Genomic DNA, 26,819 nt, shown 5'->3' on the forward strand with positions numbered 1-26,819 from the left:
AGGGGAAGATCTATGGCGTACATCATTACAAATGCCTGCACGGGATGCGGCTCCTGCAGCCGGATCTGTCCCACCCAGGCCATCACCGGAGAAAAGAAAAAAATTCATACCATCGTCCCGGATCTCTGCATTGAATGCGGCAGTTGCGGGCGGATCTGTCCGGCCGGAGCTGTGGAAGATGCTTTCGGGATCGCCTCCGTGCGCATGAAAAAGAGTGCGTGGCTGGCCCCGGTCTTTGATCTGAAGGCCTGCATGGCCTGTGTGATCTGTCTGGATGCCTGCCCTGTGGGATGCCTGGCCGTGGGGCCTCCCGAAGGCAAAGACCCCAACGGTTACCCCCGCATGGCCGATCTCTCCTCGTGTCTCGGGTGTGGTCTCTGCGTGGCAGGTTGCCCCGCAGATGCCATTACCCTTGCGCCGCGTATGGCGCCTTGACACATCATCGGGCTGAGTCCCTTTGAACGTGGGTTTGCGGATGCGCTTCGGGCCTCATTATTTAGGCCAGAAGTGCATTCGCCTTTATCCTTATGCCCTTCAGCCTTCAGCCCTTAGCCCCTATCCTTCAGCCTTCAGCCTTTAGCCTTTAGCCTTCAGCCTTCAGCCTTTAGCCTTTAGCCTTCAGCCTTCAGCCTTTAGCCTTCAGCCCTTAGCCCTTCAGCCTTTCCCCCCTATTTCCACCCATTCGGTCTCATTCCACACCTTGGCATGGCGTCGTTCCATGATGTAGGCGAGCCAGACCTGCTCGTTGGTTGTGAACAGCTCTTTCGGGCGTTGCCTTTCCTCTGACCCATAGGGCGTGTCCAGCCAGGTGTAGAAATGAAAGGTGACGTCTCTGAAACTGGATTCGGCGGTGTCCTGGGCGGTTTCGATGAGTTGGCTGTATCGGGGGAGCCAGGTGTATCGGGCTAAGGTAACCACATTGTGGGTCCGCGTGATACCAAATCCATTTTTGATTTCCGGGGCCCCGTATTTTCCGGGAACCCAGAAGAGCACCTCTCTCTCTTCTGTGGCGAAAATGTCTCCTGTTTTGTGGTTCCAGATAGCCTGAATTTCTCTGGCCCCTTTGCACATGTCGATATATCTGTTACTCTTGTCCATCCCGGTTTGCCTTCCGCTATCGGGTCCCGGCCACTGTCGTCGTGAATGGATAACCTGAAGTATTTGCCTTGGTACACAAGGATTGTTATCAGGTTGTGGGGTGTTGAAACACCCTGTCCATCCGGACGAACGACACATTGGTGAAAGTAAAAACATTAGTATTCTTTCAGGGAAAACAAAAGGCATTTTTCAGGCATTTGGCGAGAACCGGCCTGTCTTTCGATGTCGACAGTGGTCAACCACTGGTGATGTGTCGGGGGATGGGTATTCTTTTTTCAGGGGTATCCGCAAAGCATCACGTCGATGTGTTGCGGAGAGGCCGCAGGAAACTATAAACACGCAGAGAAATATGTCCCTTATTGCACAATACAGGGGGCTGGGCAAATCCTATGGAGCCCGGAGCCTCTTTACCGATATTTCCATGAACATCCACGAGGGCGATCGTATCGGCCTCATCGGCATCAACGGTGCTGGTAAATCCACCCTTTTGAAAGTGTTTGCGGAGCTCATCAACCCAGATGCCGGTGCGGTGTCGATTAAGAAGGGGTTTCGGGCGGTCTACCTCGCCCAGGAGAACCATTTTGATGGGGAAAAGACCGTCTCTGGGCTCATTGATGAGACGCTGGATACGTTTTGTGCCGATGATACCGAGGCCTTTGGTAAGGCCTGGCAACTCATCGGCCAGGTTGATTTTCCAGATTTGTCGGCACGGGTGGAGACGCTCTCGGGCGGCTGGAAGAAGCGGCTTGCGGTGGTTTTATCCCTTATCAAGATGCCGGACCTGCTTTTTCTCGACGAACCCACCAACCACCTCGATCTTTCGGGTATTCTCTGGCTCGAGTCAATTCTCAAGCGCGCTGAATTTGCCTATGTGATGATTACCCATGACCGGGCTCTTCTTTCCAATGTCACGGCTATTACGGTGGAGCTGGGCAATCAATATCCCGGCGGATACCTTAAAATAGACGGAAATTACGCTGAGTTTTTACGCCGTCGCGATGAGCTCCTTGCCGGACAGGCAAAACAGGAGACGGCGTTGGCCTCGGTGATGCGACGGGAAAAAGAGTGGCTCGCCCGAAGCCCCAAAGCTCGGACCACCAAGGCTCAATTTCGTATCGATAACGCCCGGCGGATGGAAGAGGACCTGACCGACGTCCGCAACCGGAATCGAAACAACCGCGAGATGTCACTGGATTTTACCTCTACCCAGAGAAAAACTAAAAAATTGGTGGAGGCCAAGCGCCTGGTGCGTCGTCTGGAGGACCGTGCGCTCTTTGAAGAGCTCTCCTTTGTGCTCTCCCCCGGGACTTGTCTGGGGTTGGCAGGGAATAACGGTACGGGTAAGAGTACCCTCATGCGCCTTCTCTGTGGCGAGGAAAGCCCTGATGGAGGCTTTGTGCGGCAGGCTGATGGCCTTCGGGTTGTTCATTTTGAGCAGGAACGGGACTCTCTGGATTTAGAGATGCCCTTGCGAAAAGCCTTGTCCCCGGACAGTGACTCGGTGATCTATCAGGGGCGTCCCTTGCACGTGGTGACCTGGGCGAGAAAATTTCTTTTTACCCCCGACCAACTGGATCTGCCCTTGGGGCGTCTTTCCGGCGGGGAGAAAGCCCGGGTGCTGCTGGCCGATCTCATGCGTCAGCCGGCAGATGTTCTTTTATTGGATGAGCCCACCAACGATCTGGACATCCCTTCTCTGGAGATGCTGGAAGAGAGCCTCCAGGAATTTCAGGGTGCGGTGGTGCTGGCCTCCCATGATCGGTACCTGATGGAGAAGATCACGACCTCTATGCTGGGTTTTCTGGATACCGGGGGCGTCTTTTCCTGCAGCAGCATTGAGCAGTGGGGACGTGAGAACCGTCCGGAGCCCGTGATCAAAAAAGCAGCGCCGGAGAAACGGTCCAAGCAGGATTCCAGGGCCAAGAAAAAATTTACATACAAACATAAGTATGAACTCGAACAGATCGAGGCAAAAATTGCCGATAGGGAGGAAGAGGCTGCTTGCCAGGAATCTCGGTTGAACGACCCCGCCATTGCGGCAAATCCGGTGGCCCTGCAGGAGGCCTGCGCGGCATTGGGGGAGGCTCAGAAAGAGGTGGAGACCCTTTACAGTCGCTGGGAAGTCCTTGAAGAGCTCAAGGCTGCAGACGAAGCCGATGTCTGAAATATGGATTTGGGTGTAGACACAAAGATCTGAATTATATATACTTTTTTTATAAAATCGTAGATGCGTTTGCGGTGAGAGATTCCGTCCGAGGGGCCTGGGCGACGCCGGTCTGGACCTCTGAACAGGCCATGGGGGCTGATGGCAATCGTCTCTTGGTGCCTTTCTCGCTTGATACGATGCCTGACAGGGCCTGACGCCCTGGTTCAATGGGCAGGCGGGCGACGGATCGTTGAACGGGTGATACCGTGGGTTCCTATACCTGGGTTGAGGCTTCATAACCGTTTACCACCAGATAAAGGGGGTGTTTCGATGGAAGTCAATGAAAGAGACGGCACTGTTGTGAAGCGATCGTATGATCGTAAATCATGTTTTTTTACCGATGTGGACTACGCTCTGACCGAAGGGGTCTATTCGGATCCGATTCGGGATATCAGCCTGGGTGGTGTATACATCGAGACCGATAACGGGCCGTCCACAGGAGAGAGGGTTCAAATGCTCTTTTCTGACTATTCGGGTGTTGACCTTGTCAAAATCTCCGGGGATGTTGTAAGACATGGGGGCAGCGGGTTTGCCGTTCGTTTTTTGTGGAAAAGTTCCACAGAGTTTGAAAAATTGAAATCATATATCAACAACCTGTAACTCTTGGGGGCAGGCGCCCTTGTTCTCCGCCGGGGGTTTCAGAGCAGTCGGTGGCAGGTGAATGTGAAACAAGGCCTGAAAGAAGGCGATAGCAAAGCTCGGATTGTCGCATCGGCACAGCAGTGCTTCAGCGATAAATCTGTCGATAAGACCACCTTGTCTGAGATAGCCAGAAGAGCAGGCATCAGCAAGGGAACGCTCTATTATTATTACCCTACCAAAAACGACCTCGTTTTCGATATTGCCGGAATCCATATGGCACAGATCACCGAAAAGGTCTTTGCCATGATGGAAAAGGAAGAGGAACACCCCATCTGGAAGGAGGTCCTGGGCACGCTGTTTGAGGGGCTTCTGGGATCAAAAACCCGTAGCCGCCTTCATCTTTATCTCATCAATGAGTCTCTTTCCGGGAGCCCGGCTCTCCGTGATCGGCTTGAATTAACCTACACCCAGTGGTTCCAGCTTGTGGAAGACGGATATCGACGCATGGCGGGGGGGCACGCATTTCCCGACGGATTGGCGCGTCTTTTGGTGGCGGTGTTGGATGGGTTGGTGATTCAATCGGTGACGTGTGAGAATCGGCTTGATTACGGCCTCCTGGCAGAGGTTGCGGCCTCCCTCGTGGATGGAAAGGGTGATGACGGGAACGGCTAATCTGGCATGGGGGAGAAGTCCCCGGGCTCGAGGCCCGGGGTAAGAGGTTACTGATTGCAGAGTCTGTGGATCGTTTGTGCGTGCCAGTGACCCTTGTTGGAGAAGGTGGGAATCTCTTTTTCGTTGAGAAAGTGGGCGATTTCTTTGTAGGTGGCCCCTTTTTTTCTCAGCTTTTTCATGACTTTGATCGCTTCGCGACGTTCGTCAGCCGGTGAGAGAAGCTGATCATCGGTTAACTCGGTGAGACTCACGGGGGCCGGAGGTGCGGTGGCTTCTACCGACGAGGGGGTGGGTGCTCCTTCCGTGAATCGTTCCAGAATTTTGACGATGTCTATGAATGCTGCAGCCATCTCTTCGGAAGCGATGGTTTGCCGCTCTATAAACCCTTCCTGAATTCTCTGATTCTCTGTGACCTGCTCCAGCAGCTGACGTATGGGAGGAAGGAGATCCTCTCTGCGATGTTGTCCTCTGTCCTGATCCCTGCCCCGAGGGCCTTGACCTTGTCCTTGACTATGGCCTTGTCCTGGTCCGCGACGCTCATTCCCACGTCGATCTTGGGAATATTGGTTTCCGCCTGAGTTATAGTTTGTATTCCGTTTGTCGGAATAACGTCCCTGTGAGTTTCTTATGGTTTTTAGAAATTCGCTCATGTGTACCTCCATGTCGGTGTGTACCTCGTCCTACCAACAGCCCATCAGGCAGGGTGGACGATAAATCGATTGTAAAGCAGGATAAATCGATTGAAGTTGCTTGTGTCGTTGACGCCGGAGGAGTATTGCTGCGAATAGCGGGAGAATTGGGCGTTCCTGATTCATCGGTTGAATATAAAAACAAACTTCAATGCATCTATAATATATATCGGATCAAAGATATATACCCTTTAGATTATAATGTAAAGTGGGATATTGTCCCCGACCCTCGGGATGTGGTCCCGTTGAATTGATGGGGTTGCCTCATGGATAAACGTCATCATTCGATCGTATGATCGTGAAAGTTGCCCTCTTCCGCGAATTTCGTCTATTGATTCCTCTCAATCTGGTACTGTCCCGGTGTGATCATTCAGACGTTCAGTCGCCCCTGATTTTTCGTATGGAATCTCTATGTCGCGGAGAAAGAGCGTCTGTTGATTGGTTTGGGACCTATGGTCGAGAATTCGGTATCGTTTGTCTCGCGGCTGGGGATATGACAGGATCATTCGCCCTGTTTTTGGGTTTCTTCGCGTTCGATAAGGTCTGTTACGATGATTTGATGATGCCGATTCAATCACTATTCAGTCTGGGTACCGGCGTGGCGAGGTATTTCCGTGGGCTTGCCGGTATAAAAGGAGCAGGCATGGCTCGATTGCTGACGGGAAAGGGGGACGGAGCCGGGAACGGAACCCGTATGTGTACGTCGTTGTTGTTGCGTCTGGCGGCGAAAGGGTATTCCTCTGGTGAGATTAATCGGATGGTGAAGGATGTGTTTGAGGTGATCCGGGACGGGGGCAGTTTTACTGTCGCCATTGTGAATACGGAGATGGAGGGGCTGGGGTGGCCCCCCTCGGTATTCGATGAGTCCACGTTTGACATGATCGTCGGACTTTTTGAAAGCGAGTTGGGGTTTTCCGTGGTTTCTCATACCGTTAATTAATCCGGTCTTTCCTGGGGATGAATGATCCCTTGCGAGAAAATTGAACGCCCATCATCCAGTGATCCCCTGATTTATTTTATTGACAGCGACCCCTTTCGTTTTTTATTACTAAACATTATTTTTTTAAATGAGCACTTGTTTGCGAACGGGGCAAACAACCGGCTGATCCCGCCCATTTTCGTCTTTTCAAGGTCCACATGTCCGCAACGTCACAGGAGATGCATCCGTGAGTCAGACAAAAAATATTTTGATTATCGATGACCATCCCTTGTTTCGAGAAGGGCTCAAGACCATTGTGGAACGGGATAAACGTTTCAAGGTGGTCGGAGAGGCGGGCAATGGCCGGCAAGGGCTTAAGATGGCCCGGCAGTTGAAACCGGACCTTTCGGTTGTCGATATTTCGCTGCCGGATATCAACGGGGTCCAGGTGGCCACGGAGATGCGGTCCTATCTTCCCGACACGAAAATCATGATTGTCAGTATGCACTCCAAGATTGATTATATTGCCGAGGCCTTTCAAGCCGGGGCCACCGGGTATGTCGCCAAGGATTCGGCGTCGGATCGTCTGATCCAGGGCATTGAGTCCGTGCTGAAGGGGGAATATTTTCTGGACAGCTCTGTCTCCCATCAGGTGGTGGAAAAGCTGATGAAATTCCCTGTGAAGGATGCCAAGATTACTGATGCGGATTACGGATCTCTGACGCCCCGGGAGCAGGAGGTGATGCGGCTTCTTGCCGAGGGGTCCACGCCCAAGGAGATTGCCGACAAACTTTGCATCAGTCCGAAAACCGTGGAAAATCATCGGGCCAATATCATGAAGAAGCTGGGGATTCATTCCACCATGGAGTTGGTGCGTTATGCGGCCCGCTTGGGGCTTATAGATGTGGAACTCTGGAAGGAGTGAGACCGGGGCCTTATGTGTTGAGACAGGTGACCAGGGCGCGTTCGAGAGCATCGAACGCGCCTTTTTTCATGGCTCGGGTCAGTCATGGGCTGTGTGCAAGTCGTTTCCGAGGCGTTGATCGTACATTTTGCCGATCCCGTAATCCCTTCGACGCATGAATTTTTCGGTGGCAGGGCCGATGATCTGCATCTCCGGATGCCTTTGCTGGACCTCCATGGCGATTTTCATTTCCTTGGTGCAGCCCGTGCTGTAGGTGGCGTCTTTGCCGACCCATTCCGGGGGGACCTTCTCGCCCATAAGCTGAAAGGTGGTGACGATATCCTGGTAGGTCTGGAATCGCCAGATATCTATGTATCCGCTCCTCTGCACAATTTCCCACATGAACATCAAATCGTCGGCATCCATTCCCGGTTCGTAATAGAGGGATGGGTTGATGATGTGGGTTTGCGAAAACTGCTCTTCAAGATGGGCGATAAAGACGGTCATTAGTTTTTTTGCAATATCGATTTTTCCTGGAATAGAGCCGATGATGCCACTGTAAAAGGAGACCGCCATCCCGTTATTTTTGGCATCACGCATCTCGCTGATGATGGTTTGTGCTTTGCGTTCAAGATCTTTGTGGGAGAATTTAATGGCCTTTGAAGACTTGGGTTTAAAGTCGATGGTTACCCCTGCCTCATCAGCGCAGAGGCTGAAGATATCCTGGGTGAAATGAAACGGGGTGTCAAAGAGTCGGTTTTTTTGCTCGGCACCCCGTGCAACGACACAGTCCACCTCCTTGAACAGACGGGCAAAGGTGGTGGAGGTCAAGAGCAGGTTGAGTTTTTCATGGGTGCCGTCGGAGAGGATCAGGAGATTGCTCTCCTGACGCAGGATTTCCACAAGCTGATTTTTGGTCAGGGTGTCGTTTCGGATGAAAAATGAGCCCTCCAAGGCTTGTATGAGAGCCGGATCTTCCTGAGTGCCAATGATTTCTGCTTTGGAAAAGAGGGGGCCCGCTTTAAAGGACACGATGACCTTGTGTCCGAGGGAGACGAGATATCGGATGATGGCCAGGTCGATCATCACCTCTCCGGATTCGTTTGCAAGCCAGAGGAGTGTGCGACGATGGGTTTCAGACGTGTTTTCGCCTGAGCCAGGAATGCCGAGAAAGGAGAAGAAGGCTTCGGCGGCATCGCCGGTGACTGTTTTGTGAAAAAGGGCTTGGAGAGCCTCTTCAGACTCCATGGAAGGGCCTTTTTCGGCCCAGATTGTCGGGGCAGTGAGCATGTTCAAGAGGCGTTTGACGGCCACATGGTCGAGGCGGGTTCGGACTTGATTCATGGCCCGTGCCGGTGCCAGTTCCGCCTCTTCGAGGCGCTGAAACGTTTGCTTAAAGAGGCAGGAATCCAAAAATGCAGCCGCCGTTCGGTTTCTCCTGAGTTTGGTCTCCTGGAAGGGGTCGGCAATATGCGTTCGATTGAGGAAAATACGCAGGAGTCGTTTCTCCACCCGGGATGGGATCATGATTTCATCTCGGGTTTCGTGGGCGTATTTTGTCTTGATCAGGGTGGTTAGATAGGCCTTTTCATTCGGTTCTTCGATGGTTGTATCGATCAGGGCGAGGATGTGATCCAGGGCTTGCTGGTAACGAGCGGAAAGGTAGGGGGATGGGGCCCGGCTCATGATTTCCCGGAAGGTGGCCTCGGAGCAGGGGAAGTATCGCTCTTTATCATTAAGAAAGACCAAGAATTCGACCTGTTCCGGGGTGGCGACTTCTCGGGGGTAGGCGAAATGATCCAGGTGATTTTCAAGAACAAAGGTGGTGAACCAGGCGTCTGTATCTGGGTCGTCTCCTGGTGTGTAGCGGCCTGAAAATGGCGTGGGGGCAGGGCGCATTGTCTTTCTCCCGTCGGTAAAAGTTGATGCAGTCGTGAAAAACCAATGGCATGTGGTCCCGAGTTCTACCGGAAAAGGGGCATGCAACCCCTCCCGTGGACCCAGGTCATGGCCGGTTGGTTTTTGACAGAACCTTGAACAGGGGCCTGTTCAGGGTTGAGCAACGATTAGTTGAGACATCGGATTAATGGGTACCATCCTTGAGAAAACAGCGATGGTACTCCGTTTCGGTGAGGTGTTTTTTGAGCAGTGACGTCAGCAGGGTGTAGATGGCGTCACGGTCTTCCTGATCGAGTTTTCCCAGGATCAGGTCGAGAAAAGAGTCGTCAGAAAATTTTTGAAGGTTGTATTTCAGCGTCTCGATGTCACCTTCAAGATCCCATCCATACATGGCGGCACCTGAGTACTCTTCAACGAAACGGTAGGTATGCTTACTCATGTGAGACGATTGCTCCTGCAAAGGGTATTGGTTTGTCCGTAAATCCGAGGTGTTCCTTGAAGGGAATACGCTCATCGTCATGATTTTGAGGACCTCCTGCCCTGCTTCCTCTCCCCTTTTCAATTGGGCTTGCGGGCAGGGGTGTGCTACACAATTATCATAACCGGGGGGGTTGCTAAAATACCAGCCCAAAGAAGAGATGGAGACTAAAAAAAAGCATGGCGTGCTGGTTCGAGAGTCATCGGTGACTTCCGGGGGGCAGACGTCCAGAGCGATCGGGGATGCAATGGTAAAGTTTATCTCATTAAAAACAGGGGTTCTATTGGTGGTTGGGTTTCTATGCCTGGGTGGCTCGGTAGCGCTGTTTTCTATGGGAAGCGGGTCGAATACCGGGGCAGCTTGTACCGTGGAGACCCAGCGTCTGAACGATTTGGTGGCACAGGTTCTGGCCCTGGATGCCCGGATTCTTGTGGTAGAGACCCAGTTATCTGAGGAAGGGCGCGGGGCTGTGGGGGATCTCAAGGCTCTGAAACAGAAGAACCGCGAGGTGGAATCCCTTGTGCTGAGTCTCGCTAAGCGACTGGAACACAATGAAAAAAGAGTTGACAAAGGCGTAGTAACGACGGATAACATAGTAAAAGTGAGTAAACAGACACGCCACACGAGAACGCCTGTTTTGAGCCGATCTTCATTTCATGTCGTAAAAAATGGCGACACACTTTACAGAATCAGTAAAAGATACAATGTCTCGGAATACGACCTTATCCGTGTGAATGGTTTGAAAGATAAGACCCGTATTTTTATCGGGCAGAAACTTCGGGTTACCCCGTGAAAATGAGTCTCAATTTACGGTCCGATTATTTCTTTAAAAATATCGGCGCTCTATCCGATTGTCCTTTCTTTTTTTAAAATTTGTCGTTTTCACGCTCCATAATTTCAGCCGGTGTACCCACAGCAAGGTCAAGGCCCCTATGGACACATTATACGACAGCGTTGATACGGTGCTTCTCTCCCGTCGTTTTCATGCCTTGGTGACCAAGGTTCAGGCCCTTATCGATGAACTGCATGATGCGCCCCCATCCGGCCTCGGGTCAGGGGATGAGGATCGATCCCATAAAGGGGAGAAAGCCTGTGCGCTTCTTGCGATTCGGGGTGATGAGAAGCGGCAGCAATCGCTGGCTCGAGTGATCAATGATACCTTGGAACAGCTTGATCGTCTGGTCTCTACCGACGGGGCGAAACCAGGTTCTTCTATGGTGAAACACCCCTTTGTCTTTTCCCACGAGAAAAAACTCTTTACATCAGAAGAGTTATATTTCATTGAGGCAACCCTTCGCACCTACCACACCGCTCGCGCCGAGGATCTTTCTTCCGACCGGTGAGGGATTTCTTTAAGTGTTTTCTGACTGAGCTCCTGTGATATTATCCCAAACCTTTTTTTAAGTAGGGGATTTCCCCGTGGATTTGAACCTTTTGCCCTATGGACAGAGTTTATGTAATAAGTGGTATAAACGGGGTTTAGATGCCCGGGTATTTTTCGCCGTTTCGCTTCTTGAGATTCGCTTCGTCTGTCCTTTGATCTAAACATTCCATCGCCCTTGTCCGAATATTTCATGAGAAAACATCCAGGACTAAGGAATAATTCGTAATTACAGTCCTTTGCAGTAATATTTTCAGTCGTTTCAAAAATGCAAAATGTAATCCACAGTATTCTGTTTGATTTTCTCACCCTTCGGGCGAGCCGGGTGCACGCCTCTGCCGCGTTATCAGAGCCTTGAGGTAAACCACTACATCTTCAGCTCTGATGCCTTGCATATGAGCGCACCCAGCTCATGAAATATCCGGGCTTGGTGCATGCCGGTTGGTTTTGCGACTCACAGCCTGAAAAATAATTCTTTGCGTTAAAAATTAGGGGAAGCCTACTGGCCCAGAGGTCTTTTTGCGTTTGCAAAGGGGCGTGGGGGTGTACCTCATCATTTCGATTGAAACGGTTTTTATCTGCTACTCACGTTAACTCGCTGACTTAACAAGAAGGAACAGAACATGACTCGTAAAGATTCGAAAGGAATGGATCCCACTCAAATGATGGATACTGTGATTAAAAATTCGGCCCTGTTCTGGGAAAATATGGCTCGTTTTTCCAAGCCGTCACAAGGTGCCGAGGCGGGAGCCAAGGGAGGCGCCGAGGGAACTCAAAAAAACGCCGATGGTTCGCCCTCATTTAATCCATGGGAACCCTGGGGGCCTGCCATGGAGGCATGGAAGAACTTTCAGGCGTCCTGTTCGTCGGAGGCCTTTGCCGATCATTTTCAGGTGGTACGGGAAGAGGGCTTCAAGCAGTTTGAGCAGATGGCTAAGAACGGATGGGAGCCTTTGGCTTCCATGGGTGACGGGGCCGATTCGCCTTTTAGCTGGGCGCAATCTCCCTACGGGTTGGGTGCCACCGATTTTTTGGGGGGCAAGGGGTCTCTCAAAGAAATTTTTAAAATGTTGTCGGGCGAGATGCATCGGTTTGTTTCGATTCCCCCTCTGGGGCTTTCGCGAAATTATCAGGAGAAGATCGCGGACGTGATGGAGAAAGGCAATCAATTTTATTTAACCCTTGCCGAGTATATGTTTTTGATGTTTTCCCCCCTGGAGCAGTCCATGGGAATGGTGGTGGCCACGATGGAGGGGCTGACCGACGAGCAGCGTCGAAGTCTGACCCCTGAGACGGTCTATGAAACCTGGCTTAAGGAGTTGGAACAGGGGTATTTTGCTTTGTATGGTTCAGAAGAATATCTGGGGCTTCTCAAGCGTCTGGTTTCTGCCATGGGGGACTTTAACCTGGCCCGTCAGAATTTTATGAGTGACTGCCTTAAGTTGATGGGAATTCCGTCTGAAAACGACTTGGATGATCTTTACAGGGACCTTTACAGCCTCAAGAAAAAGCTCTCCTCCCTCGAGAATTCAATGGATGAGATGACACAGTTCGTCATGAACGCGAAATCGGCGAAGAAGGAAACGGAGAAGCCCCAAGCCCCTTCCATGTCTGCCAAACCCGTCAAGAAGGCTGCGAAGGAAGCCAATCCAGCAGCTAAGGCAGCCAAACCCGCCAAGAAAGTTGCGGAGCAACCCAAGGCGGCACCCAAGGCCGAAAAACCTACAAAGAAGACTGCGGAGCAACCCAAGCCAGCATCTAAGGCAGCCAAACCCGCCAGGAAAGCTGCGGAGCAACCCAAGCCAGCACCTAAGGCAGCCAAACCCGCCAAGAAAGCTGCGGAGCAACCCCAGGCAGCCGTCAAGGCCACAACGCCTGAGATAAAGGCCACGGAGAGACCTCGGGAAGCCACGAAGGCGGCCAAACCTTCGGTAACGGCAAAAGCCCGTGCCTCAGCGCCTGATCAGCCCGCCAAGAGCTCCGATAAGGGAGGATCGCCGGTGAAGGGATCGGCGAAACCCGCCGGGAAAATCCATAGCCCGAAGGGTTAGACAATCGAATGGGAAACCGAAAAGGACAGTTTGTATTTTTTGAGTGCCCGGTTATTTCCACGCAACACTTTGTAATAAAGATATATCCCTTTTTGTGCTGCGGCTTCTCGTGAAATATTCGGGATAGGAGGATAGCGTTATGGACCCTATAGCAAACCCTATAGCTGATGCCGTTTCCACCTTGATGGCCTACGGTACTGAAAGCCTGAACAGGGCTCGGCAGGGGATCGAGGTTTTTGAGTCCGAGCTCAATACAACCATCGCAGACACCCCTTTTGAGGTCGTTTTTGAGATCGATCGGGTCAAGTTGAAGCACTATCGTTCTGAAAAGGCTCAAAAAGCATTTCAACGCCCCTTGCTGGTCGTTTATGCGTTGATCAATCGGGAAACGATGCTGGACCTCCAGCCGGGGCGCAGTGTACTGGAGATTTTTCTGGAGAGCGGATTGGATGTCTACATGGTGGATTGGGGGTACCCCACGCGAAAGGATCAACATCTCACCATTGACGATCATGTGAACGGATACATCGACAAGATCGTTGATTTCATCCTGAAGAAGGAGGGATTGCCTGCCTTGAATTTGATGGGAATTTGCATGGGCGGTACCTTCAGCGTCATGTATGCGGCCTTGCATCCAGAAAAAATAAATGCCCTTATCACCACCGTCACCCCCACCAATTTTGATACCTGTGGCAGTTTTCTCCACAGTTGGATGAAAGAATTGGATGTGGACAAACTCATCGGTGCCTGGGGGAATATGCCAGCGGATGTCATGAATCTGGGCTTTTTGCTGCTGAACCCGGCACGGCTCATGTTGGATAAATACAACAATTTTGCCAAACACATGGGGGACAAGGTTTTTGTCGAAAATTTTGTGCGTATGGAAAAATGGATTTTTGACAGTCCCGATGTTCCTGGGGCCACCTTTCGGCAGTTTATTTTGGATTGTTACCAGAAAAACCTGTTGATCCAGAACAAGATGGTTATAGGAGAGCAGGTCGTGGATTTGAGAAACATCACCATGCCTCTTCTCAATATCTACGGAAAAAAAGACCACCTCGTGCCGCCGGATGCCTGCAACCGTCTGACCCATGCCGTGGGCAGCCGGGATGCTCGGGATATTTGCATCGATACCGGGCACATCGGTATTTACGTCAGCTCCCGGTCGCAAAAAGAGTTCGCCCCGGAGATTATTCAGTGGCTGGCTGATCGGGAGCCTGGAAGCCCCCTTTCCGACGGAGCGTGGGCAGGCCGACCGGTGGAAAGGAGGGATGCATGAACGGGAAAAGCATGGATGAAATTTCCGTGGGAGATTGGGCCGAGGTGGCCAAAACCATCTCGGAATCCGATGTTTATACCTTTGCAGGGGTGACGGGCGATTTTAACCCGGCCCATGTCAATGAGCATTATGCCAAGGGGACCTTTTTCAAGCGGCGCATAGCCCATGGCATGTTGTCGGCCGGGCTTATTTCAAATGTGTTGGGTACGCACTTGCCGGGGCCTGGGGCTGTCTACATCAGTCAGGAACTTAATTTTACAGCTCCTGTTTATATTGGCGACACCATTACGGCCCGGGCAGAGGTTGTGGAGAGGGTCCCGGAGAAAAATCGTGTGATTCTCAAAACAGTTTGCACCAATCAGGAGGGGACCGTTGTGATCATGGGGACCGCACGGATGAGTCCCTTGAAAAAGAAGGCGTCCGAACAGGCCTCCTGACAGCCGCGTCCGCAGTGCGGGTTTAGAAAAGCCCCCGGCACATAGCCTTTGGCATGGATGCCGGGGGCTTTGTTTTTTGGGGGCTCTTCGGCTCTCCTGACGTTGACAAGGGGGCGACCCTCCGATATAACCCGCATATTTTGTAAGGAAGCGTAAAATCAACAGGAACGAAGAAAAATCGTGGGATATTGATGCTCAACCTCGAAAATATCACCAAAAGTTATGGTGGACGGCAGCTGTTTGATGACGTCAGCTTTAAGGTCAACTCCAGAGAACGTGTGGGGCTGGTGGGCCGTAACGGCCATGGGAAAACCACTCTTTTTCGCCTGATTACAGGAGAAGAAGAGGCCGATTCAGGCCAGGTGGCTATACCCAAAAATTATCGCCTCGGTTATGTCACGCAGCATATTCGCTTCACAGAAGAGACGGTGCTTCAGGAGGCGGCTTTGGGTCTGCCCGACCACGAGTCGGACCAATTGTGGAAGGTAGAGAAGATCCTGGCTGGCCTTGGATTTTCCGAGGAGGCCATGGGGAAAAATCCCGGAGATTTTTCTGGAGGATTTCAAGTCCGCCTGAACCTTGCCCGCGTTTTAGTCTCCGACCCAGACCTTTTGCTTCTTGATGAACCGACCAACTATCTTGACATCACGTCCATTCGTTGGATTGAGGGTTTTCTGAACTCCTGGCCCAGGGAATTGCTTCTGATTACCCATGACCGGGGATTCATGGATCGCGTGGTGACCCATACGGTGGGGATTCACAGGGGCCGGGTCCGAAAAGTCGCGGGAAACACCGAGGCCTGCTACACCCAGATTGCGCAGGAAGAGGAAATCTACGAAAAGACCCGCCTCAATGATGAAAAGAAACGAAAAGAGATGGAACTTTTTATCTCTCGGTTTCGGGCCAAGGCGCGTCTTGCCAACATGGTGCAATCGCGTGTGAAGACCCTGAACAAGATGGAAAAGCATGACAAGCTCTCGTCCCTGGAGACCCTGGGGTTCAGCTTTCGAAGCTGTCCCATCAAAGGGCGTCAACTCTATGCAGCCAAGAATCTGACCTTTGGTTACGGGAATGGCCCGGAGCTGATACAAAATTTTTCTCTCACCCTGGGGCGCAGGGAACGTATTTGCGTGGTGGGTCAGAACGGACGGGGCAAAACCACCTTGTTGAAGCTTTTGGCCGGTGAGTTGCTTCCAAAGAGCGGGACCATTGAACTTCATCCGTCATCGGCTTCCGGGTTTTACGAACAAACCAACGTCAGCAGCATCAATCCCATGCGCACAGTGGAAGAGGAGGTCCTTTCCGCTCATCCCGACGTGGAGCGCCAGCAGGCCCGAAATATCTGCGGGGCCATGATGTTTGAAGGGGACCAGGCTTTGAAGAAGTGCTCGGTCCTCTCCGGCGGTGAGAAGAGCCGGGTGATGCTCGGCAAACTCCTGGTCACTCCTTTGAACCTCTTATTTCTTGATGAACCCACCAACCACCTTGACATGGAGTCTTGTGATTCCCTGATGGCGGCCGTCGATAATTTCGATGGCACGGTGGTGATGGTGACGCACAACGAGATGTTTCTCCATGCCGTGGCGACTCGGTTGGTGGTGTTTCGAAATGGGGGGGTGGAGCTTTTTGACGGGACGTATTCTGAGTTCCTCGAGAAGGTGGGCTGGGGCGACGATCCTGAGGGAAATGTGTCCGAAACCCTTGCCATGGGTCCGGATGAGGCTTTGGCCTCGGCGTCGAAGAAGTCCGTGGGGAAAAAGGAGAACCGAAGGCTTCGTTCCTCTATTATCTCCCGCCGGAATAAGGTTACAGCCCCTTTGAGAAAGAAGATAGAAGCCATCGAGGAGTCCATTGACGCCAGTGAGAAAGAGATTGATCGGATCAATGACGCCCTTTTGGAGGCAACGCAGGCAGGTGATGTGGCCGTTATTACAGCCTTGTCCAAGGACTTGTATCATCATAACACCTCCATTGATGAGGGGTTTGAGGCCCTTGAAACCTTGACCGAAGAGCTGGATCGCCTTGAAGCCTCGTTTAACGCGGAGCTTGAAGAACTGGGCGGCGCTGTGTAGGATAATGCCAAAGTGCTTTTGGCGACTCCGGTGGATAGGGGTGTCCTTAATGCATGGCGTGATGTGAGGGCTTTTTTGCCCAAGGGATAGATGTTTTGCAATGAAAGGGGAGAGGCCATGAAAAAAGTGTGGGGCATTGCACTTCTTTTGATGGGGGCGGCCATGTTTTTTACCATTCCGTCCAAAGCGCGGCAGATTCAGGAAATTCGTGAGCTCTCCGGGGGGACACTTCTGATGATGAAATTTTGTTTTTATATCATCAGTATCCTCTTGATGGGCGGCGGGGTACAGAAACTTAAGGGAAGCCATAAAGAGGATTCCTGAGTCAGGTCCGCCTGATTTATTTCGAGCCCTGCTCTTTTTGCGTTAGGATAAAAAAGGTTTATATTTTCTAAGGTTTGCATTAATCTTAGGGACGTTGTTTGTATCTGCTTGCCAAAAACGATGACGGTGGAAACGTTTGATAGAACCCCGCCGCCCCTTGGTTCATGATGGGGAGCGACCTTTGACCGGGATGAATACATCCACAGGGGCTTTCATTTTATGAAATAGCCGCCATAGGCGGGCAACGGTACGAATGCATCATCCATGAAATATCTCAAGCCGATGGCCAAAGCAGAGGCCGTATCCATTGCCTGCGTGCAGGCTTCTGACGGGTTGCTGTGCGGTGATTATGTAAAGGAGTGATGTTGTGAGCGGAGCGACCAACGGGGTGAGCGAAGTTGAAAATCTTCAGCAGGAAGTGACCTATCGTACGCGTCTTCAGGATATCTGCAATAAAATTTATGCGGCACTGAATCTGGATGACATCATCATTCATCTTAAGGATGAGATTAAGTCCCTCTTTGAAGCCGAGCGTATCACGATCTACTATGTGGACGGGGTGAAAAGGGAGATTGTTTCCCGATTCAAGACCGGCACTGAAATTGATGAAATCCGCCTTTCCATCACCAATGCCAGCATTGCAGGCTATTGCGTTCTTAAAAAAACCATCCTCAACATTAAAGACGTCCACGACAATCAGGAGTTGGCAGCCATTGACTCCAGTATTACCTTTGATTCGAGCTGGGATCGAAGGACCGGTTTTAAAACCCGGCAGATGTTGGTGGTCCCTATTCTCTACAAAACCTATCTTCTTGGCGCGGTGCAGCTGATGAACCGCAAGCAGGGAGACGTCTTTACCCGGCAGGATGAAGAGAATCTGCAGGAGATTGCCAAAATTATTGGCATCGCCCTGTACAACCAGAAGCGGATGGCGCGAAGCAAAAAAGGCAAGTTTGACTACCTTCTGGAAAATCACATCATGACCCAGAAGGAATTGAATCAAGCCGAGCGTTCTGTCCGTGACTCCGGTGAACCCATTGAGCGGATTCTTCTGTCCCAGTATAAAATTTCAAAAGGGGATGTGGGTGAGGCCCTGAGCCGCTACTACAAAGCCCCCTTTATAGAGTACAACAAGAGCATGCCTATCCCCGGGGAACTTTTGGATGGACTGAAAGTGCCCTTTATGCGGAATAACTCCTGGGTTCCCCTCAGGACGGATGGAGACAAGGTGGTCATTGTCGTGGACGACCCCCACGATGCCCAGAAAATGGGACAGATCCGGGTTCTGTTTCCGGGTCGTGAGCTTGAGCCCTTTGTGTCCTTTCGCGAAGATATCCTCGATTATATTGCCCTTTTTACTCAAGATGAGAAGCAGCAATCATCCATTGATGATATTCTCTCCCAACTTGAGAACGAAAACGATGAGATTGAAGAGGCAGAAAGCGGTCTGAGCGAAGAGAGCAGCGCCGTCGTTCAGCTGGTGAACAAAATCATCATCGACGGTTACAACCGGGGGGTTTCCGATATTCACATCGAACCTTACCCTGGTAAGGAGAATACCAAGGTTCGGTTTCGTACCGACGGCTCCTGTAAGGTCTACCAGACCATTCCCTATCAGTATAGAAACGCCATCATCTCCCGTATTAAAATCATGTGTAACCTGGATATCGCCGAACGCCGGAAACCCCAGGACGGCAAAATCAGTTTCAAACGCTTCGGCGGGCTTGATGTCGAACTGCGTGTGGCCACTGTGCCGACCCAGGGCGGCATGGAAGATGTGGTCATGAGGATCCTGGCCGCAGGGGAACCCATTCCCTTGGAGAACATGCGGTTTTCGGAGCGAAATTATGACAAATTTTTTGAGCTGATCAATAAGCCCTACGGGATCATTTTTGTTTGCGGCCCGACAGGCTCCGGTAAAACAACCACCCTCCATTCTGCCCTGGCCAAAATCAACGACGAGGAACGCAAAATCTGGACGGCAGAGGACCCGGTGGAAATTACCCAGCGAGGCCTTCGCCAGGTACAGGTGCAACCGAAGATAGGCTTTGATTTTGCCGCCGCCATGCGTGCTTTTCTCCGGGCAGACCCTGATGTCATCATGGTGGGCGAGATGCGTGACCGGGAGACCACCCATATCGGGATTGAGGCCTCCCTGACCGGGCACCTTGTTTTCTCTACCCTTCACACCAACAGTGCGCCGGAAAGTATCACCCGTCTGCTCGATATGGGGATGGACCCCTTTAACTTTGCTGATGCCGTTCTCGGCATTCTGGCCCAGCGCCTGGTGCGGACCCTTTGCAAAGACTGCAAGGAGGAGTACCACCCATCCAGGGACGAGTACGATGATTTGGTGAGAGAGTATGGGGGCCAGGAGGAGTTTGAACTTTTCCTCAATATACCGTACACAGACGATCTTAAGCTGTGCCGTCCCAAGGGGTGCGATAAATGTTCCAATACGGGCTATCGGGGCCGTATGGGCATCCATGAACTTCTCGAAGGCACCGATGAGATGCGTAAGCTGATCCAGACCAGCGCCCGCATGGAAGAGTTGCGAACGCAGGCGGTAAGCGATGGCATGACCAGTCTGAAACAGGATGGGATCTCCAAGGTTTTTGGAGGGTACTGCGACCTGCTCCAGGTACGGAAGGTTTGTATCAAGTAGTGGGGGGTGGGTAGTGAATGGTGGATAGTGAGTGGTGAGTAGTGAATAGTGAGTGGTGAAGGGCGACCGGGCGGTCGCCCTTTTTTGTTGACTCTGGAGCGTGGGGATGAAATGGCGCTTTAGCCTTTAGCCTTTAGCCTTTAGCCTTTAGCCTTTAGCCTTTAGCCTTTAGCCTTTAGCCTTTAGCCTTTAGCCTCTCTTCGTCCCAAACTTTATCTCATTTGCGTACCGATCTTTTTCGCTGTAGATGCACCCGCAATACTGCTGCCGATACAGGCCCATCTCTTTGGAGGTGTCGATGCCTTCTTTCCAGCCGGGACGAAAATCTTCGTAATAAAATTTGACGCCCACCTGTCGAGCCAGGGATTCGGCGATGCTTTTGATTAACTCGTGGTTCTGGTGGCGGCTGTAGAGGAGGGTGGAGGTGAAGGCCTCGAATTTTCCGCGTTTTGCCAGAAGGGCCGTGGCGCGAAGTCGGTCGTAGTAGCATATCCGGCAGCGATCTTTCTCACGAAAGGTTGCCTGGCGAAGGAATGCCTCCAATTCGTAACCCTCCTGGTAGATCATCTTCATCTCGCGGGACTCTGCAAATTGCCGCATTGCCTCCTCACGCTTCATGCACTCGGTGAAGGGGTGGATGTTGTGGCGGTAAAAGAATCCCATCACATGATGGCCCGCTTCCGTGAGTACCCGCGTCGGGTAGATGGAGCAGGGACCGCAGCATGTATGCATCAATATTTTCATGGGTAAATCATTGCCTCCGGCGGCCAGCTTTTTGATTTATCTGTATCGTGTCACGGTTACATCCGCTGTCCTTCCAAATGGCATGGGTAAACGAATGTTGTGATTGATTATTTGATAAATCTGCCCTTTCTATGAATTGTAGTTACGAGCGCCGAAGATGGCGGTGCCAACCCGTACCAGCGTGGCGCCCTCTTCGATGGCCACCTCAAAATCTCCGCTCATGCCCATGGAGAGCTCTTTCATCTCCACACCGGGGATGGCCAGGGCTTCGATGCGTTCTTTGATGAGCCGCAGTTGACGGAAATAGGGTCTGGCCCCTTCGGGATCGTCGAAGAAGGCGGGCATGGTCATCAGGCCTTTAATGGCCACATTTTCAAGCGCCGCCACCTCACGGACCATCTCGATGGCCTCCTCAGATGTGGTGCCGGACTTGCTCTCTTCACCGCTGGTGTTCACCTGGATCAGGATGGCCTGGACGATGCCCAGTTTAGCGGCCTGCTTGTCGATTTCTTTGGCCAACTTCAGGCTGTCCACGGAGTGGATGAGGGCAAAGGCTCCGGCCGCGTATTTGGACTTTTTGCTCTGGAGGTGGCCAATGAAGTGCCACTCGATGTCACCGCTCCCGATCTCTTCGATTTTGGCCACGGCTTCCTGGATGTAGTTTTCACCGAAAACCCGCTGGCCTGCCTCCATGGCTTCTCTGACCATTTCGGCCGGCTTGATTTTGCTGACCGCCACGAGCCGGATAGCTTCGGCGTTGCGACCGGCTTTTTCAGCGGCCTCTTTTATCTGCTTCTCAATTTTTTGAATACGATCTTTCATCACGTGCTATTTGAACTCCACCAGATCGATTGCTTTTAAATGTTCCACCACTTCGCAGATGGGCAGTCCCACCACGTTGGTGTACGAACCTGTGATTGCTTTGACCAGGGAGGCGCCTTTGCCTTGGATTCCGTAGGCTCCGGCCTTGTCAAAGGGTTCACCCGTGGCAATATACCAGCTTATCTCCGCTTCTGACAGCTCTTTGAAGGTGACATCGGTGGTCACCACCTCGCAGATCTCACGGCCCAGGGAGGTGTGGATCAGACAAAAACCGGTGCAGACCTGATGAGCCCGCCCGGACAGAGCGCGCAACATGCGGCGAGCGTCGTCATTGGATTCCGGTTTACCAAGGATCATGTCATCCACCACCACGAGGGTATCCGCGCCGAGGACCCATTGCTCTGGATGGGTCTTTGCCACGTCCCGTGCTTTGATGCAGGCCAGTGCCATGGCGCATCCCGCCGGTTTGACCCCCTGGGGCAGGATTTCATCTGCGTGGCTTGGGATGATATCGATAAGAACTCCAGCCTCTTCAAGAAGATCTTTTCTTCTGGGGGACTGGGATGCCAGGATTAGTTGTTTTGTATCAATGTGCTGATTTTCTTTCATTTCGGGGGTTGTAGCAGAAAACTTTTCAGGTGGCAAGGCGTGCCGGAAAATAGACACGTGTTGTCCGCATGCCAGGAGAGGTAAACCACTCCATCTGAAGCTCTGATGCCTTGAATATGGAATCACTCGATGTGTGAAATATTCGGGTTAAAATCTCGTGAGTGCAAATTGGCGGTTGCCATTCAAATAAAAATCGAGTAAAGAGTTAAAGTCCTTTCGGTTCGTCCGAACAGGACAATTTTTATGGTCTGCCCGGATGGCGGAACTGGTAGACGCAAGGGACTTAAAATCCCTCGGTCGCAAGACTGTACGAGTTCGATTCTCGTTCCGGGTACCATAAAATTAAACATATGATTTCAGGATCTTAAAAAAATCTCCTTGCGCTTGCGCCTGGAGATTTTTTGCGTTTGAAACGTTCCAAAACGTGCCAAAACAGCGCAATTTTCGTTACAGTTTCGTTACAGTTTGAAAATGGAAATCCAAAAACGATCAGTCGTCATTTTCGGTGGGGGTGGGTTTGGGGCTCAAAGTGATGCAAAGTTTTTCAGAGGCTGCCTTTAAATGATCCGGCGAGAGATGGGAGTAAATCAGGGTGGAGGCCATGGACTCGTGGCGCATGAGTTCCTGGATGGCCTGGAGGCTGGCGCCGCCCATGGCGAGGTAGGAGGCGAAGGTGTGGCGAAGGTCATGGAACCGGTACGTCTCAAAGCCTGCGGCGCGAAGGGCTTTTTTAAATTTTTGTCCCATGAAGGTGACGCTGTTGAATTTAAAAAGCTTCTTGCGGTGGTTTTGCCTGGCGCGCTCCATGCACCGCGAAAGGGTTTCGCGTGCCGTGCTGTTGATGGGCACCCTGGAGTCGTTCCGATTCTTTTGTAAGGGCACAATGCGCAGGTAGTCTGGCGGGTGGTCCACATCGGCCAGGGTGAGGCGCAGGGCCTCTCCAGATCGAAGGCCGAGATAACAGGCGAGGGTGCAGAAATCGTAAAACTCCGGATCGTGAATCTGGGCCATGATACGCTGCAGGTGATCTACGGGAATGTATCGAACGGTCTTCGGCTCTTTGACAGGGGTGGGGAAATCAATGGCGTGATCGATGTATTCCCACTTCTGAGCTTTTTTCAAGGCCGCTTTGACGTGGCGGTAGTGTTTGTTGACGGTGGCCGGGGCCAGGCCGGCGCGAAAGAGATCGCTGATCAGCTTGTCCAGGTGGCGAGCGGTAAGATGGTTCACCGGGGTGCCGTCGCCCCAACAGGAAGAGGCTTTGTCCAATCCCTGCTTATAACAGGTGAAGGTGCCTTCCGCCCTGTTGGTCTCAATGGTGCCGAGAAACTCTTTTTTAAACGCCCCCAAACTCACCTTTAGACCGGAATTGATGGCAGCGACATTGCCCGCCATAAGCTCCCGGGCAAACTGATTGAAGAGTTTACCCGCCAGCTTGGGGTCTTTGGTTGCATGTTTGGTTCCTGGCATACAGAGGGCCTTGCGCCGTCGCTTCGGCCCTTCCTGCCAGATCGCGTAAAATGTTTCATGCTGGGGGTGTCTCCACAATTTTGGCATGGAGACACCGTAAGAGAGCTTAATGGTCATGTCAATCTGAGTCCAAAGTCAAAATTCATGCAGGCATGTGTATCTTTTCGGATGAGTACCAGGCATCAATGGATTCCCGGTCGACAATCAATTTTCCCGTTCGCTTGAACCCATAGACATACCCATTGTTGATCCACCCTCTCAGGGTATTTTTTGAGGCCCTGGCATACGCCGCCGCCTCCTCCAGGGTGAGCCACCGTTGAACGGTGTGGTCGGCCCGTATGGTGTCCGCTACTTTCCCCGCAATGCTCGCCGCTATCGCTTCCAGTTCGCTGTGTGTCAACTCCATCAGAACAACTCCATCTGTGTCATCTCCCGGCAGGTTTGCGGGGTTTTGTCGTTATGTCTCGCCGCCACCATTTCCCCTTGCGAAAAGGCAAGGGATTCTCCGATGAGATCCGGGTGGTCGAGGATGGCGGCTTTCAGGCCGTGGATCAGGGCGGCGGCATCGGGCTCTGTGGTATCGATGCGCCGCCAGGGCCCAGGAGAGGTTCGGGTCTCGAACAGGTGGGAACGCCAGTCGCCCCGACGGCAGGTGCGTATTTGAAGAACTCGGTATATGGGCATGGTGTGGTCACGCTCCTAATGATTATATGAGAGGTCGGTATAGGATACCTGAAGCGGCGTACCGCTTTCAGATAGCCAGGGCGTGTTCCGAGAAGGTGACACCGGCGGTGTCCGCATGGCCGAAACACCAGGAGCACAAGAACCGGTTTCCTTCGGCCACGGTGCGCTGGCCGCAGCAGGAGCAAAGCGGAGCGCCGGGGGCTTTTTTTCCGGTGGCGGATGCCGAGTGCTTGTTTCTGTAAAGACGGCTGATGGTGGGCTGGGTGGTCCCGTAGAGTTCGGCCACGTCGGACTGCTTGTGGCCTTCGTCCAGGAGGCTCAGGATTTCATCAATGGGTAAGTGGGTTTTTGGGCCGCGGGTGGCGGGCTGGATCTGTTGCATGGTGTCTCCCCCTTTGGGCTTTAGATGAAACCTTCCGGGGGAACGACAAAAAGCCCATTCCGGAAGGTCCGGATATGGGCCGATGTTTATCGGGGTGAGAGATTTCTACGGTATCGGAATATACCGTGGGGGTCAAATGGTTGTAGATGCGGGCGTGACAAACACAAAAAGCCCATTCCAGACGCCGGAGATGGGCGGTGATGTTTTGGCTTGGTGGCCGGAAGCTACTTCCGGTATCTGCCTACGCCCAAATAAAAGAGGCAGGTGTCAATTTTCGCCTTGTCCCTGGGCTCGCCCAGGCTTTCAACCAGATCCGAGGCCGCCGACGGCGGCACGGGGGCCGAGTGAAAGAACCCCGTGATCAAGGCACCGAACAGGGCTCCCCCCACAAGAAGGGCGGCCATCAGGGCTTTGCCGGGGGGTGCCTTGGGCATGTCGGCTTTGGGTTTTGTTTTTGGGGTGGCCTTGGGGGTGGCTTCGCCCATCAGGGCTTTCATTTGGGCTTCGAGTGCTTCACGTCTCATCAATGTAATATCTCCATAAATCATTGGGAGATGTTACCTATCGTGGGCGGGTATTGGTTGCAACTGGAAGGATACTATCAACATAAGACAGCTTTTATATTTTTTACATAGAACTACAAAAAAAACTATGACCTTAAAATTTCATACGAACTTCACTATTTTAAATAAGATTCCAAAACAGCATTATTCTCAATTTCCGTTTTAAGCAAAGACATCATTCCCACTACAACTGTGCGCATTTCAATATACTCTGCAACATCTATAATAAGGTCTTCACCATGCGCTATGGTGTTGCGTTTATTAACAAGCACCATATCAATAAATTTTTCTTTTGCTTCGAATAAAGAATAATCTATATCAATGCACCAAAGGATCTCTTTCAGAACAGTAGATGTTAAGTTAGATTCTGTGCTTATCCCTGTCTTGTGGGGTAATATAGCCCTACTTTCAACTTCATTTAAAAAAAAATTTATTATTTCATTATAAGCAGACGCTTTTTTGGCTTCAGGTGAAAAATTAATTTTCCCCTTCAGCGATAAGGTTAGCAGATGAGGTGACAATTGATTGTTTTTTAGCTTCTTTAGTTGTACAAACTCAAAATAATATTGAGTGCATTTTTTCACAAAACCTTCCCAATGCGCATACAACAAAGCAATACCACACCTACTTGCGACATTCCGCCTGGAAATATTATTCGCCCCAGATTCAATAATATATTTTAAATCTGAAAGTTCTTTTTTTCTCCAAGCAAGTTCATCATTTATCCTGTTCGATAACTGGTCGACTGTGCGGAGCTTCATTTTTTGAATAAATCCCGTCCAAAGGGTATAAGACGGGGGAGCCTTGAGTTAGCCGCTACACCAGAACCTGAACTTCTTTTATAAATATCATCAGAGTGGATACTTTTAATTTTCGCAATAATTTCAGGGATGCTCGGGATATTAGGGTGGTTAAACCCTATTCCATAAGCAATAACTTCATATGGCGAAAGAAGGAACCCGCCTTTAAATCTATCGTCATCGGCTAAATACTTTTTAAACGAATTTGAGCCGAGTGCGTCTGCCAAAGCATCAAAAGTGCCCTTAAACGATTTCTCAGCATGGTCGTAATTAAATTCAGGGTTTTCAGCTATTTTAATCATATTATCAGTGATATATGCACTAACATCTTTTACATCATCGTATTTTATACTTTCAACGTGTGAAAAGACAACAAATCTCAAAGCTAACTCCATGTCATACTTTTCGATAATATTTTTATCACTTAATGATATGCATTCAAGAAATGATTCGTGGCATGCTAAGCTTGTAAGCCATTCAAAGGCTTTTGAGTTAGCCATTAGAAGTATACAATTACGTACTTCTTGAGGCGTTAAAGTAGAACCGCCGGTATTAAGTCTTTGAAAAAGTTCATATTTGGCTACATCGTCACTTTCTCTAAGTATGATACTTACGGATATTTTTGATCGCTTAATTAATAAACGTTGCTGGATACTTAATGAATTTACATCATCATCAGGGATATTCCATTTTTTGCCTTGAAGAGATGTAAGATAACGTGTCTTTTCCAAGACTAATGGCTCTACATAATCGTTCCTATCATCCTTCAAAATTCCAACAAATTGATATATTGTTGAAAGGCGTTGGAGCCCATCCACAACGTCCCAAACACCGTCCTGCCGTTGGCTTACAAATATCGGAGGAATAGGAATTCCGAGTAAAATAGATTCAATCAAGTTGCTTTTTTGTGTTTCAGACCATCGATAAAAACGCTGAAATTCAGGATGGATATCAATTTCTTTGTTGTCATAGAGGCTGATCCATTCCCCGATTGACATACTATAACCGTCTGTCCTGATTTCTTTGCGCATCAAATCAATTTCATCTTGTAAGGACATTTTGTCTGACTCCGTTTAAATTTTATTTTCT

Annotated in this window: 28 protein-coding genes and 1 tRNA gene; 15 read left to right on the forward strand and 14 right to left on the reverse strand. The window is 51.0% G+C overall.

What is annotated here, in order from left to right; genetic code table 11:
* The first annotated feature begins 12 nt into the window (after positions 1-12).
* Positions 13-435, forward strand: coding sequence for a 4Fe-4S binding protein (locus tag Q1Q75_RS05115; RefSeq protein ID WP_300668070.1), 423 nt, complete (start codon positions 13-15; stop codon positions 433-435).
* 219 nt (positions 436-654) lie between these two features.
* On the opposite strand, the gene Q1Q75_RS05120 is transcribed toward Q1Q75_RS05115, so the two are convergent.
* Positions 655-1,098 carry a hypothetical protein gene (locus tag Q1Q75_RS05120; RefSeq protein WP_300668072.1) on the reverse strand — a complete coding sequence of 148 codons (444 nt, stop codon included), beginning with the start codon at positions 1,096-1,098 and terminating at the stop codon, positions 655-657.
* Positions 1,099-1,447: 349 nt separating this feature from the next.
* Between Q1Q75_RS05120 and Q1Q75_RS05125 the strand changes: the two genes are divergently transcribed.
* From Q1Q75_RS05125 to Q1Q75_RS05135, 3 genes are all read left to right on the forward strand, one after another.
* Positions 1,448-3,262: an ABC-F family ATP-binding cassette domain-containing protein gene (locus tag Q1Q75_RS05125; protein ID WP_300668073.1), complete on the forward strand. Its 1,815-nt coding sequence runs from the start codon at positions 1,448-1,450 to the stop codon at positions 3,260-3,262.
* A 312-nt stretch (positions 3,263-3,574) separates the two neighbouring features.
* Positions 3,575-3,904, forward strand: a complete 330-nt coding sequence (locus Q1Q75_RS05130) for a PilZ domain-containing protein (protein WP_300668074.1) — start codon at positions 3,575-3,577, stop codon at positions 3,902-3,904.
* A gap of 57 nt (positions 3,905-3,961) precedes the next feature.
* Positions 3,962-4,558: a TetR/AcrR family transcriptional regulator gene (locus Q1Q75_RS05135; RefSeq protein ID WP_300668075.1), complete on the forward strand. Its 597-nt coding sequence runs from the start codon at positions 3,962-3,964 to the stop codon at positions 4,556-4,558.
* Between the two features lie 47 nt (positions 4,559-4,605).
* Here Q1Q75_RS05135 and Q1Q75_RS05140 read toward each other — a convergent pair whose 3' ends face one another.
* Positions 4,606-4,908, reverse strand: coding sequence for a recombinase family protein (locus tag Q1Q75_RS05140; protein ID WP_300668077.1), 303 nt, complete (start codon positions 4,906-4,908; stop codon positions 4,606-4,608).
* Positions 4,909-5,890: 982 nt separating this feature from the next.
* Between Q1Q75_RS05140 and Q1Q75_RS05145 the strand changes: the two genes are divergently transcribed.
* Together Q1Q75_RS05145 and Q1Q75_RS05150 are read left to right on the forward strand one after the other, a co-directional pair.
* Positions 5,891-6,187 (forward strand): hypothetical protein, encoded by a 297-nt coding sequence (locus tag Q1Q75_RS05145; RefSeq protein ID WP_300668079.1) that lies wholly within the window; start codon positions 5,891-5,893, stop codon positions 6,185-6,187.
* Between the two features lie 226 nt (positions 6,188-6,413).
* Positions 6,414-7,091 carry a response regulator transcription factor gene (locus tag Q1Q75_RS05150; RefSeq protein ID WP_300668081.1) on the forward strand — a complete coding sequence of 226 codons (678 nt, stop codon included), beginning with the start codon at positions 6,414-6,416 and terminating at the stop codon, positions 7,089-7,091.
* 78 nt (positions 7,092-7,169) lie between these two features.
* On the opposite strand, the gene Q1Q75_RS05155 is transcribed toward Q1Q75_RS05150, so the two are convergent.
* Positions 7,170-8,969: an ARMT1-like domain-containing protein gene (locus Q1Q75_RS05155; protein WP_300668082.1), complete on the reverse strand. Its 1,800-nt coding sequence runs from the start codon at positions 8,967-8,969 to the stop codon at positions 7,170-7,172.
* A 184-nt stretch (positions 8,970-9,153) separates the two neighbouring features.
* Positions 9,154-9,408, reverse strand: a complete 255-nt coding sequence (locus tag Q1Q75_RS05160) for a cytoplasmic protein (RefSeq protein ID WP_300668084.1) — start codon at positions 9,406-9,408, stop codon at positions 9,154-9,156.
* Positions 9,409-9,694: 286 nt separating this feature from the next.
* Here Q1Q75_RS05160 and Q1Q75_RS05165 point away from each other — a divergent pair, with 286 nt between their 5' ends.
* The 8 genes from Q1Q75_RS05165 (at position 9,695) to Q1Q75_RS05200 (ending at position 19,656) form a co-directional block, all read left to right on the forward strand.
* Positions 9,695-10,240 (forward strand): LysM domain-containing protein, encoded by a 546-nt coding sequence (locus tag Q1Q75_RS05165; protein ID WP_300668085.1) that lies wholly within the window; start codon positions 9,695-9,697, stop codon positions 10,238-10,240.
* Between the two features lie 139 nt (positions 10,241-10,379).
* On the forward strand, positions 10,380-10,790 hold the full coding sequence (locus Q1Q75_RS05170) for a hypothetical protein (protein ID WP_300668087.1): 411 nt from the start codon (positions 10,380-10,382) through the stop codon (positions 10,788-10,790).
* A gap of 661 nt (positions 10,791-11,451) precedes the next feature.
* On the forward strand, positions 11,452-12,879 hold the full coding sequence (locus tag Q1Q75_RS05175; protein ID WP_300668088.1) for a poly(R)-hydroxyalkanoic acid synthase subunit PhaE: 1,428 nt from the start codon (positions 11,452-11,454) through the stop codon (positions 12,877-12,879).
* 139 nt (positions 12,880-13,018) lie between these two features.
* Positions 13,019-14,158: a class III poly(R)-hydroxyalkanoic acid synthase subunit PhaC gene (gene phaC / locus Q1Q75_RS05180; RefSeq protein ID WP_300668090.1), complete on the forward strand. Its 1,140-nt coding sequence runs from the start codon at positions 13,019-13,021 to the stop codon at positions 14,156-14,158.
* Positions 14,155-14,595: a MaoC family dehydratase gene (locus tag Q1Q75_RS05185; RefSeq protein WP_300668092.1), complete on the forward strand. Its 441-nt coding sequence runs from the start codon at positions 14,155-14,157 to the stop codon at positions 14,593-14,595. Before phaC ends, Q1Q75_RS05185 begins: the two co-directional genes overlap by 4 nt.
* Before the next feature lie 191 nt (positions 14,596-14,786).
* Positions 14,787-16,667 (forward strand): ABC-F family ATP-binding cassette domain-containing protein, encoded by a 1,881-nt coding sequence (locus Q1Q75_RS05190; RefSeq protein ID WP_300668094.1) that lies wholly within the window; start codon positions 14,787-14,789, stop codon positions 16,665-16,667.
* A gap of 117 nt (positions 16,668-16,784) precedes the next feature.
* Positions 16,785-16,991, forward strand: coding sequence for a hypothetical protein (locus Q1Q75_RS05195; RefSeq protein ID WP_300668096.1), 207 nt, complete (start codon positions 16,785-16,787; stop codon positions 16,989-16,991).
* A 367-nt stretch (positions 16,992-17,358) separates the two neighbouring features.
* Positions 17,359-19,656: a GspE/PulE family protein gene (locus Q1Q75_RS05200; RefSeq protein ID WP_300668097.1), complete on the forward strand. Its 2,298-nt coding sequence runs from the start codon at positions 17,359-17,361 to the stop codon at positions 19,654-19,656.
* A 189-nt stretch (positions 19,657-19,845) separates the two neighbouring features.
* Here the strand turns inward: Q1Q75_RS05200 and Q1Q75_RS05205 are convergent, their stop codons facing one another.
* The 3 genes from Q1Q75_RS05205 to Q1Q75_RS05215 all read right to left on the reverse strand — a co-directional run bounded on the left by Q1Q75_RS05205 (position 19,846) and on the right by Q1Q75_RS05215 (position 21,831).
* A complete protein-coding gene (locus Q1Q75_RS05205) occupies positions 19,846-20,400 on the reverse strand; it encodes an epoxyqueuosine reductase QueH (protein WP_300668099.1) in 555 nt (184 codons plus the stop codon).
* A 129-nt stretch (positions 20,401-20,529) separates the two neighbouring features.
* A complete protein-coding gene (locus Q1Q75_RS05210) occupies positions 20,530-21,222 on the reverse strand; it encodes a YggS family pyridoxal phosphate-dependent enzyme (RefSeq protein WP_300668130.1) in 693 nt (230 codons plus the stop codon).
* A gap of 6 nt (positions 21,223-21,228) precedes the next feature.
* Positions 21,229-21,831, reverse strand: a complete 603-nt coding sequence (locus Q1Q75_RS05215; protein ID WP_300668101.1) for a nucleoside triphosphate pyrophosphatase — start codon at positions 21,829-21,831, stop codon at positions 21,229-21,231.
* A gap of 250 nt (positions 21,832-22,081) precedes the next feature.
* On the opposite strand from Q1Q75_RS05215, the gene Q1Q75_RS05220 reads away from it, so the two are divergent.
* A tRNA-Leu gene (locus Q1Q75_RS05220) sits at positions 22,082-22,168 on the forward strand.
* Positions 22,169-22,320: 152 nt separating this feature from the next.
* Here the strand turns inward: Q1Q75_RS05220 and Q1Q75_RS05225 are convergent.
* The 7 genes from Q1Q75_RS05225 to Q1Q75_RS05255 form a co-directional block, all read right to left on the reverse strand.
* Positions 22,321-23,301: a site-specific integrase gene (locus Q1Q75_RS05225; RefSeq protein ID WP_300668103.1), complete on the reverse strand. Its 981-nt coding sequence runs from the start codon at positions 23,299-23,301 to the stop codon at positions 22,321-22,323.
* Between the two features lie 142 nt (positions 23,302-23,443).
* Complete coding sequence (locus tag Q1Q75_RS05230) at positions 23,444-23,707, reverse strand: helix-turn-helix domain-containing protein (RefSeq protein WP_300668105.1); 264 nt, start codon at positions 23,705-23,707, stop codon at positions 23,444-23,446.
* Entirely contained in the window at positions 23,707-23,985 is a 279-nt protein-coding gene (locus tag Q1Q75_RS05235) for a hypothetical protein (RefSeq protein WP_300668106.1), read from the reverse strand. Before Q1Q75_RS05235 ends, Q1Q75_RS05230 begins: the two co-directional genes overlap by 1 nt.
* 67 nt (positions 23,986-24,052) lie before the next feature.
* Entirely contained in the window at positions 24,053-24,367 is a 315-nt protein-coding gene (locus Q1Q75_RS05240; protein WP_300668108.1) for a hypothetical protein, read from the reverse strand.
* Between the two features lie 224 nt (positions 24,368-24,591).
* Positions 24,592-24,891 (reverse strand): hypothetical protein, encoded by a 300-nt coding sequence (locus tag Q1Q75_RS05245; protein ID WP_300668109.1) that lies wholly within the window; start codon positions 24,889-24,891, stop codon positions 24,592-24,594.
* A 155-nt stretch (positions 24,892-25,046) separates the two neighbouring features.
* On the reverse strand, positions 25,047-25,691 hold the full coding sequence (locus tag Q1Q75_RS05250; protein ID WP_300668110.1) for an MAE_28990/MAE_18760 family HEPN-like nuclease: 645 nt from the start codon (positions 25,689-25,691) through the stop codon (positions 25,047-25,049).
* Positions 25,688-26,788 (reverse strand): DUF262 domain-containing protein, encoded by a 1,101-nt coding sequence (locus Q1Q75_RS05255; protein WP_300668111.1) that lies wholly within the window; start codon positions 26,786-26,788, stop codon positions 25,688-25,690. Before Q1Q75_RS05255 ends, Q1Q75_RS05250 begins: the two co-directional genes overlap by 4 nt.
* Positions 26,789-26,819 lie beyond the last annotated feature (31 nt).

The organism is Desulfoluna sp., assembly GCF_030145185.1.
GTDB lineage: Bacteria > Desulfobacterota > Desulfobacteria > Desulfobacterales > Desulfolunaceae > Desulfoluna.

Excerpts from the sequence above, each read along its gene's own strand:
- Q1Q75_RS05115 (WP_300668070.1), top strand. The coding sequence starts at position 13 with ATGGCGTACATCATTACAAATGCCTGCACGGGATGCGGCTCCTGCAGC.
- Q1Q75_RS05120 (WP_300668072.1), bottom strand. The coding sequence starts at position 1,098 with ATGGACAAGAGTAACAGATATATCGACATGTGCAAAGGGGCCAGAGAA.
- Q1Q75_RS05125 (WP_300668073.1), top strand. The coding sequence starts at position 1,448 with ATGTCCCTTATTGCACAATACAGGGGGCTGGGCAAATCCTATGGAGCC.
- Q1Q75_RS05130 (WP_300668074.1), top strand. The coding sequence starts at position 3,575 with ATGGAAGTCAATGAAAGAGACGGCACTGTTGTGAAGCGATCGTATGAT.
- Q1Q75_RS05140 (WP_300668077.1), bottom strand. The coding sequence starts at position 4,908 with ATGGCTGCAGCATTCATAGACATCGTCAAAATTCTGGAACGATTCACG.
- Q1Q75_RS05145 (WP_300668079.1), top strand. The coding sequence starts at position 5,891 with ATGGCTCGATTGCTGACGGGAAAGGGGGACGGAGCCGGGAACGGAACC.
- Q1Q75_RS05155 (WP_300668082.1), bottom strand. The coding sequence starts at position 8,969 with ATGCGCCCTGCCCCCACGCCATTTTCAGGCCGCTACACACCAGGAGAC.
- Q1Q75_RS05160 (WP_300668084.1), bottom strand. The coding sequence starts at position 9,408 with ATGAGTAAGCATACCTACCGTTTCGTTGAAGAGTACTCAGGTGCCGCC.
- Q1Q75_RS05165 (WP_300668085.1), top strand. The coding sequence starts at position 9,695 with ATGGTAAAGTTTATCTCATTAAAAACAGGGGTTCTATTGGTGGTTGGG.
- Q1Q75_RS05170 (WP_300668087.1), top strand. The coding sequence starts at position 10,380 with ATGGACACATTATACGACAGCGTTGATACGGTGCTTCTCTCCCGTCGT.
- Q1Q75_RS05175 (WP_300668088.1), top strand. The coding sequence starts at position 11,452 with ATGACTCGTAAAGATTCGAAAGGAATGGATCCCACTCAAATGATGGAT.
- phaC (WP_300668090.1), top strand. The coding sequence starts at position 13,019 with ATGGACCCTATAGCAAACCCTATAGCTGATGCCGTTTCCACCTTGATG.
- Q1Q75_RS05185 (WP_300668092.1), top strand. The coding sequence starts at position 14,155 with ATGAACGGGAAAAGCATGGATGAAATTTCCGTGGGAGATTGGGCCGAG.
- Q1Q75_RS05190 (WP_300668094.1), top strand. The coding sequence starts at position 14,787 with ATGCTCAACCTCGAAAATATCACCAAAAGTTATGGTGGACGGCAGCTG.
- Q1Q75_RS05195 (WP_300668096.1), top strand. The coding sequence starts at position 16,785 with ATGAAAAAAGTGTGGGGCATTGCACTTCTTTTGATGGGGGCGGCCATG.
- Q1Q75_RS05205 (WP_300668099.1), bottom strand. The coding sequence starts at position 20,400 with ATGAAAATATTGATGCATACATGCTGCGGTCCCTGCTCCATCTACCCG.
- Q1Q75_RS05210 (WP_300668130.1), bottom strand. The coding sequence starts at position 21,222 with ATGAAAGATCGTATTCAAAAAATTGAGAAGCAGATAAAAGAGGCCGCT.
- Q1Q75_RS05215 (WP_300668101.1), bottom strand. The coding sequence starts at position 21,831 with ATGAAAGAAAATCAGCACATTGATACAAAACAACTAATCCTGGCATCC.
- Q1Q75_RS05225 (WP_300668103.1), bottom strand. The coding sequence starts at position 23,301 with ATGCCAGGAACCAAACATGCAACCAAAGACCCCAAGCTGGCGGGTAAA.
- Q1Q75_RS05230 (WP_300668105.1), bottom strand. The coding sequence starts at position 23,707 with ATGGAGTTGACACACAGCGAACTGGAAGCGATAGCGGCGAGCATTGCG.
- Q1Q75_RS05235 (WP_300668106.1), bottom strand. The coding sequence starts at position 23,985 with ATGCCCATATACCGAGTTCTTCAAATACGCACCTGCCGTCGGGGCGAC.
- Q1Q75_RS05240 (WP_300668108.1), bottom strand. The coding sequence starts at position 24,367 with ATGCAACAGATCCAGCCCGCCACCCGCGGCCCAAAAACCCACTTACCC.
- Q1Q75_RS05245 (WP_300668109.1), bottom strand. The coding sequence starts at position 24,891 with ATGAGACGTGAAGCACTCGAAGCCCAAATGAAAGCCCTGATGGGCGAA.
- Q1Q75_RS05250 (WP_300668110.1), bottom strand. The coding sequence starts at position 25,691 with ATGAAGCTCCGCACAGTCGACCAGTTATCGAACAGGATAAATGATGAA.
- Q1Q75_RS05255 (WP_300668111.1), bottom strand. The coding sequence starts at position 26,788 with ATGTCCTTACAAGATGAAATTGATTTGATGCGCAAAGAAATCAGGACA.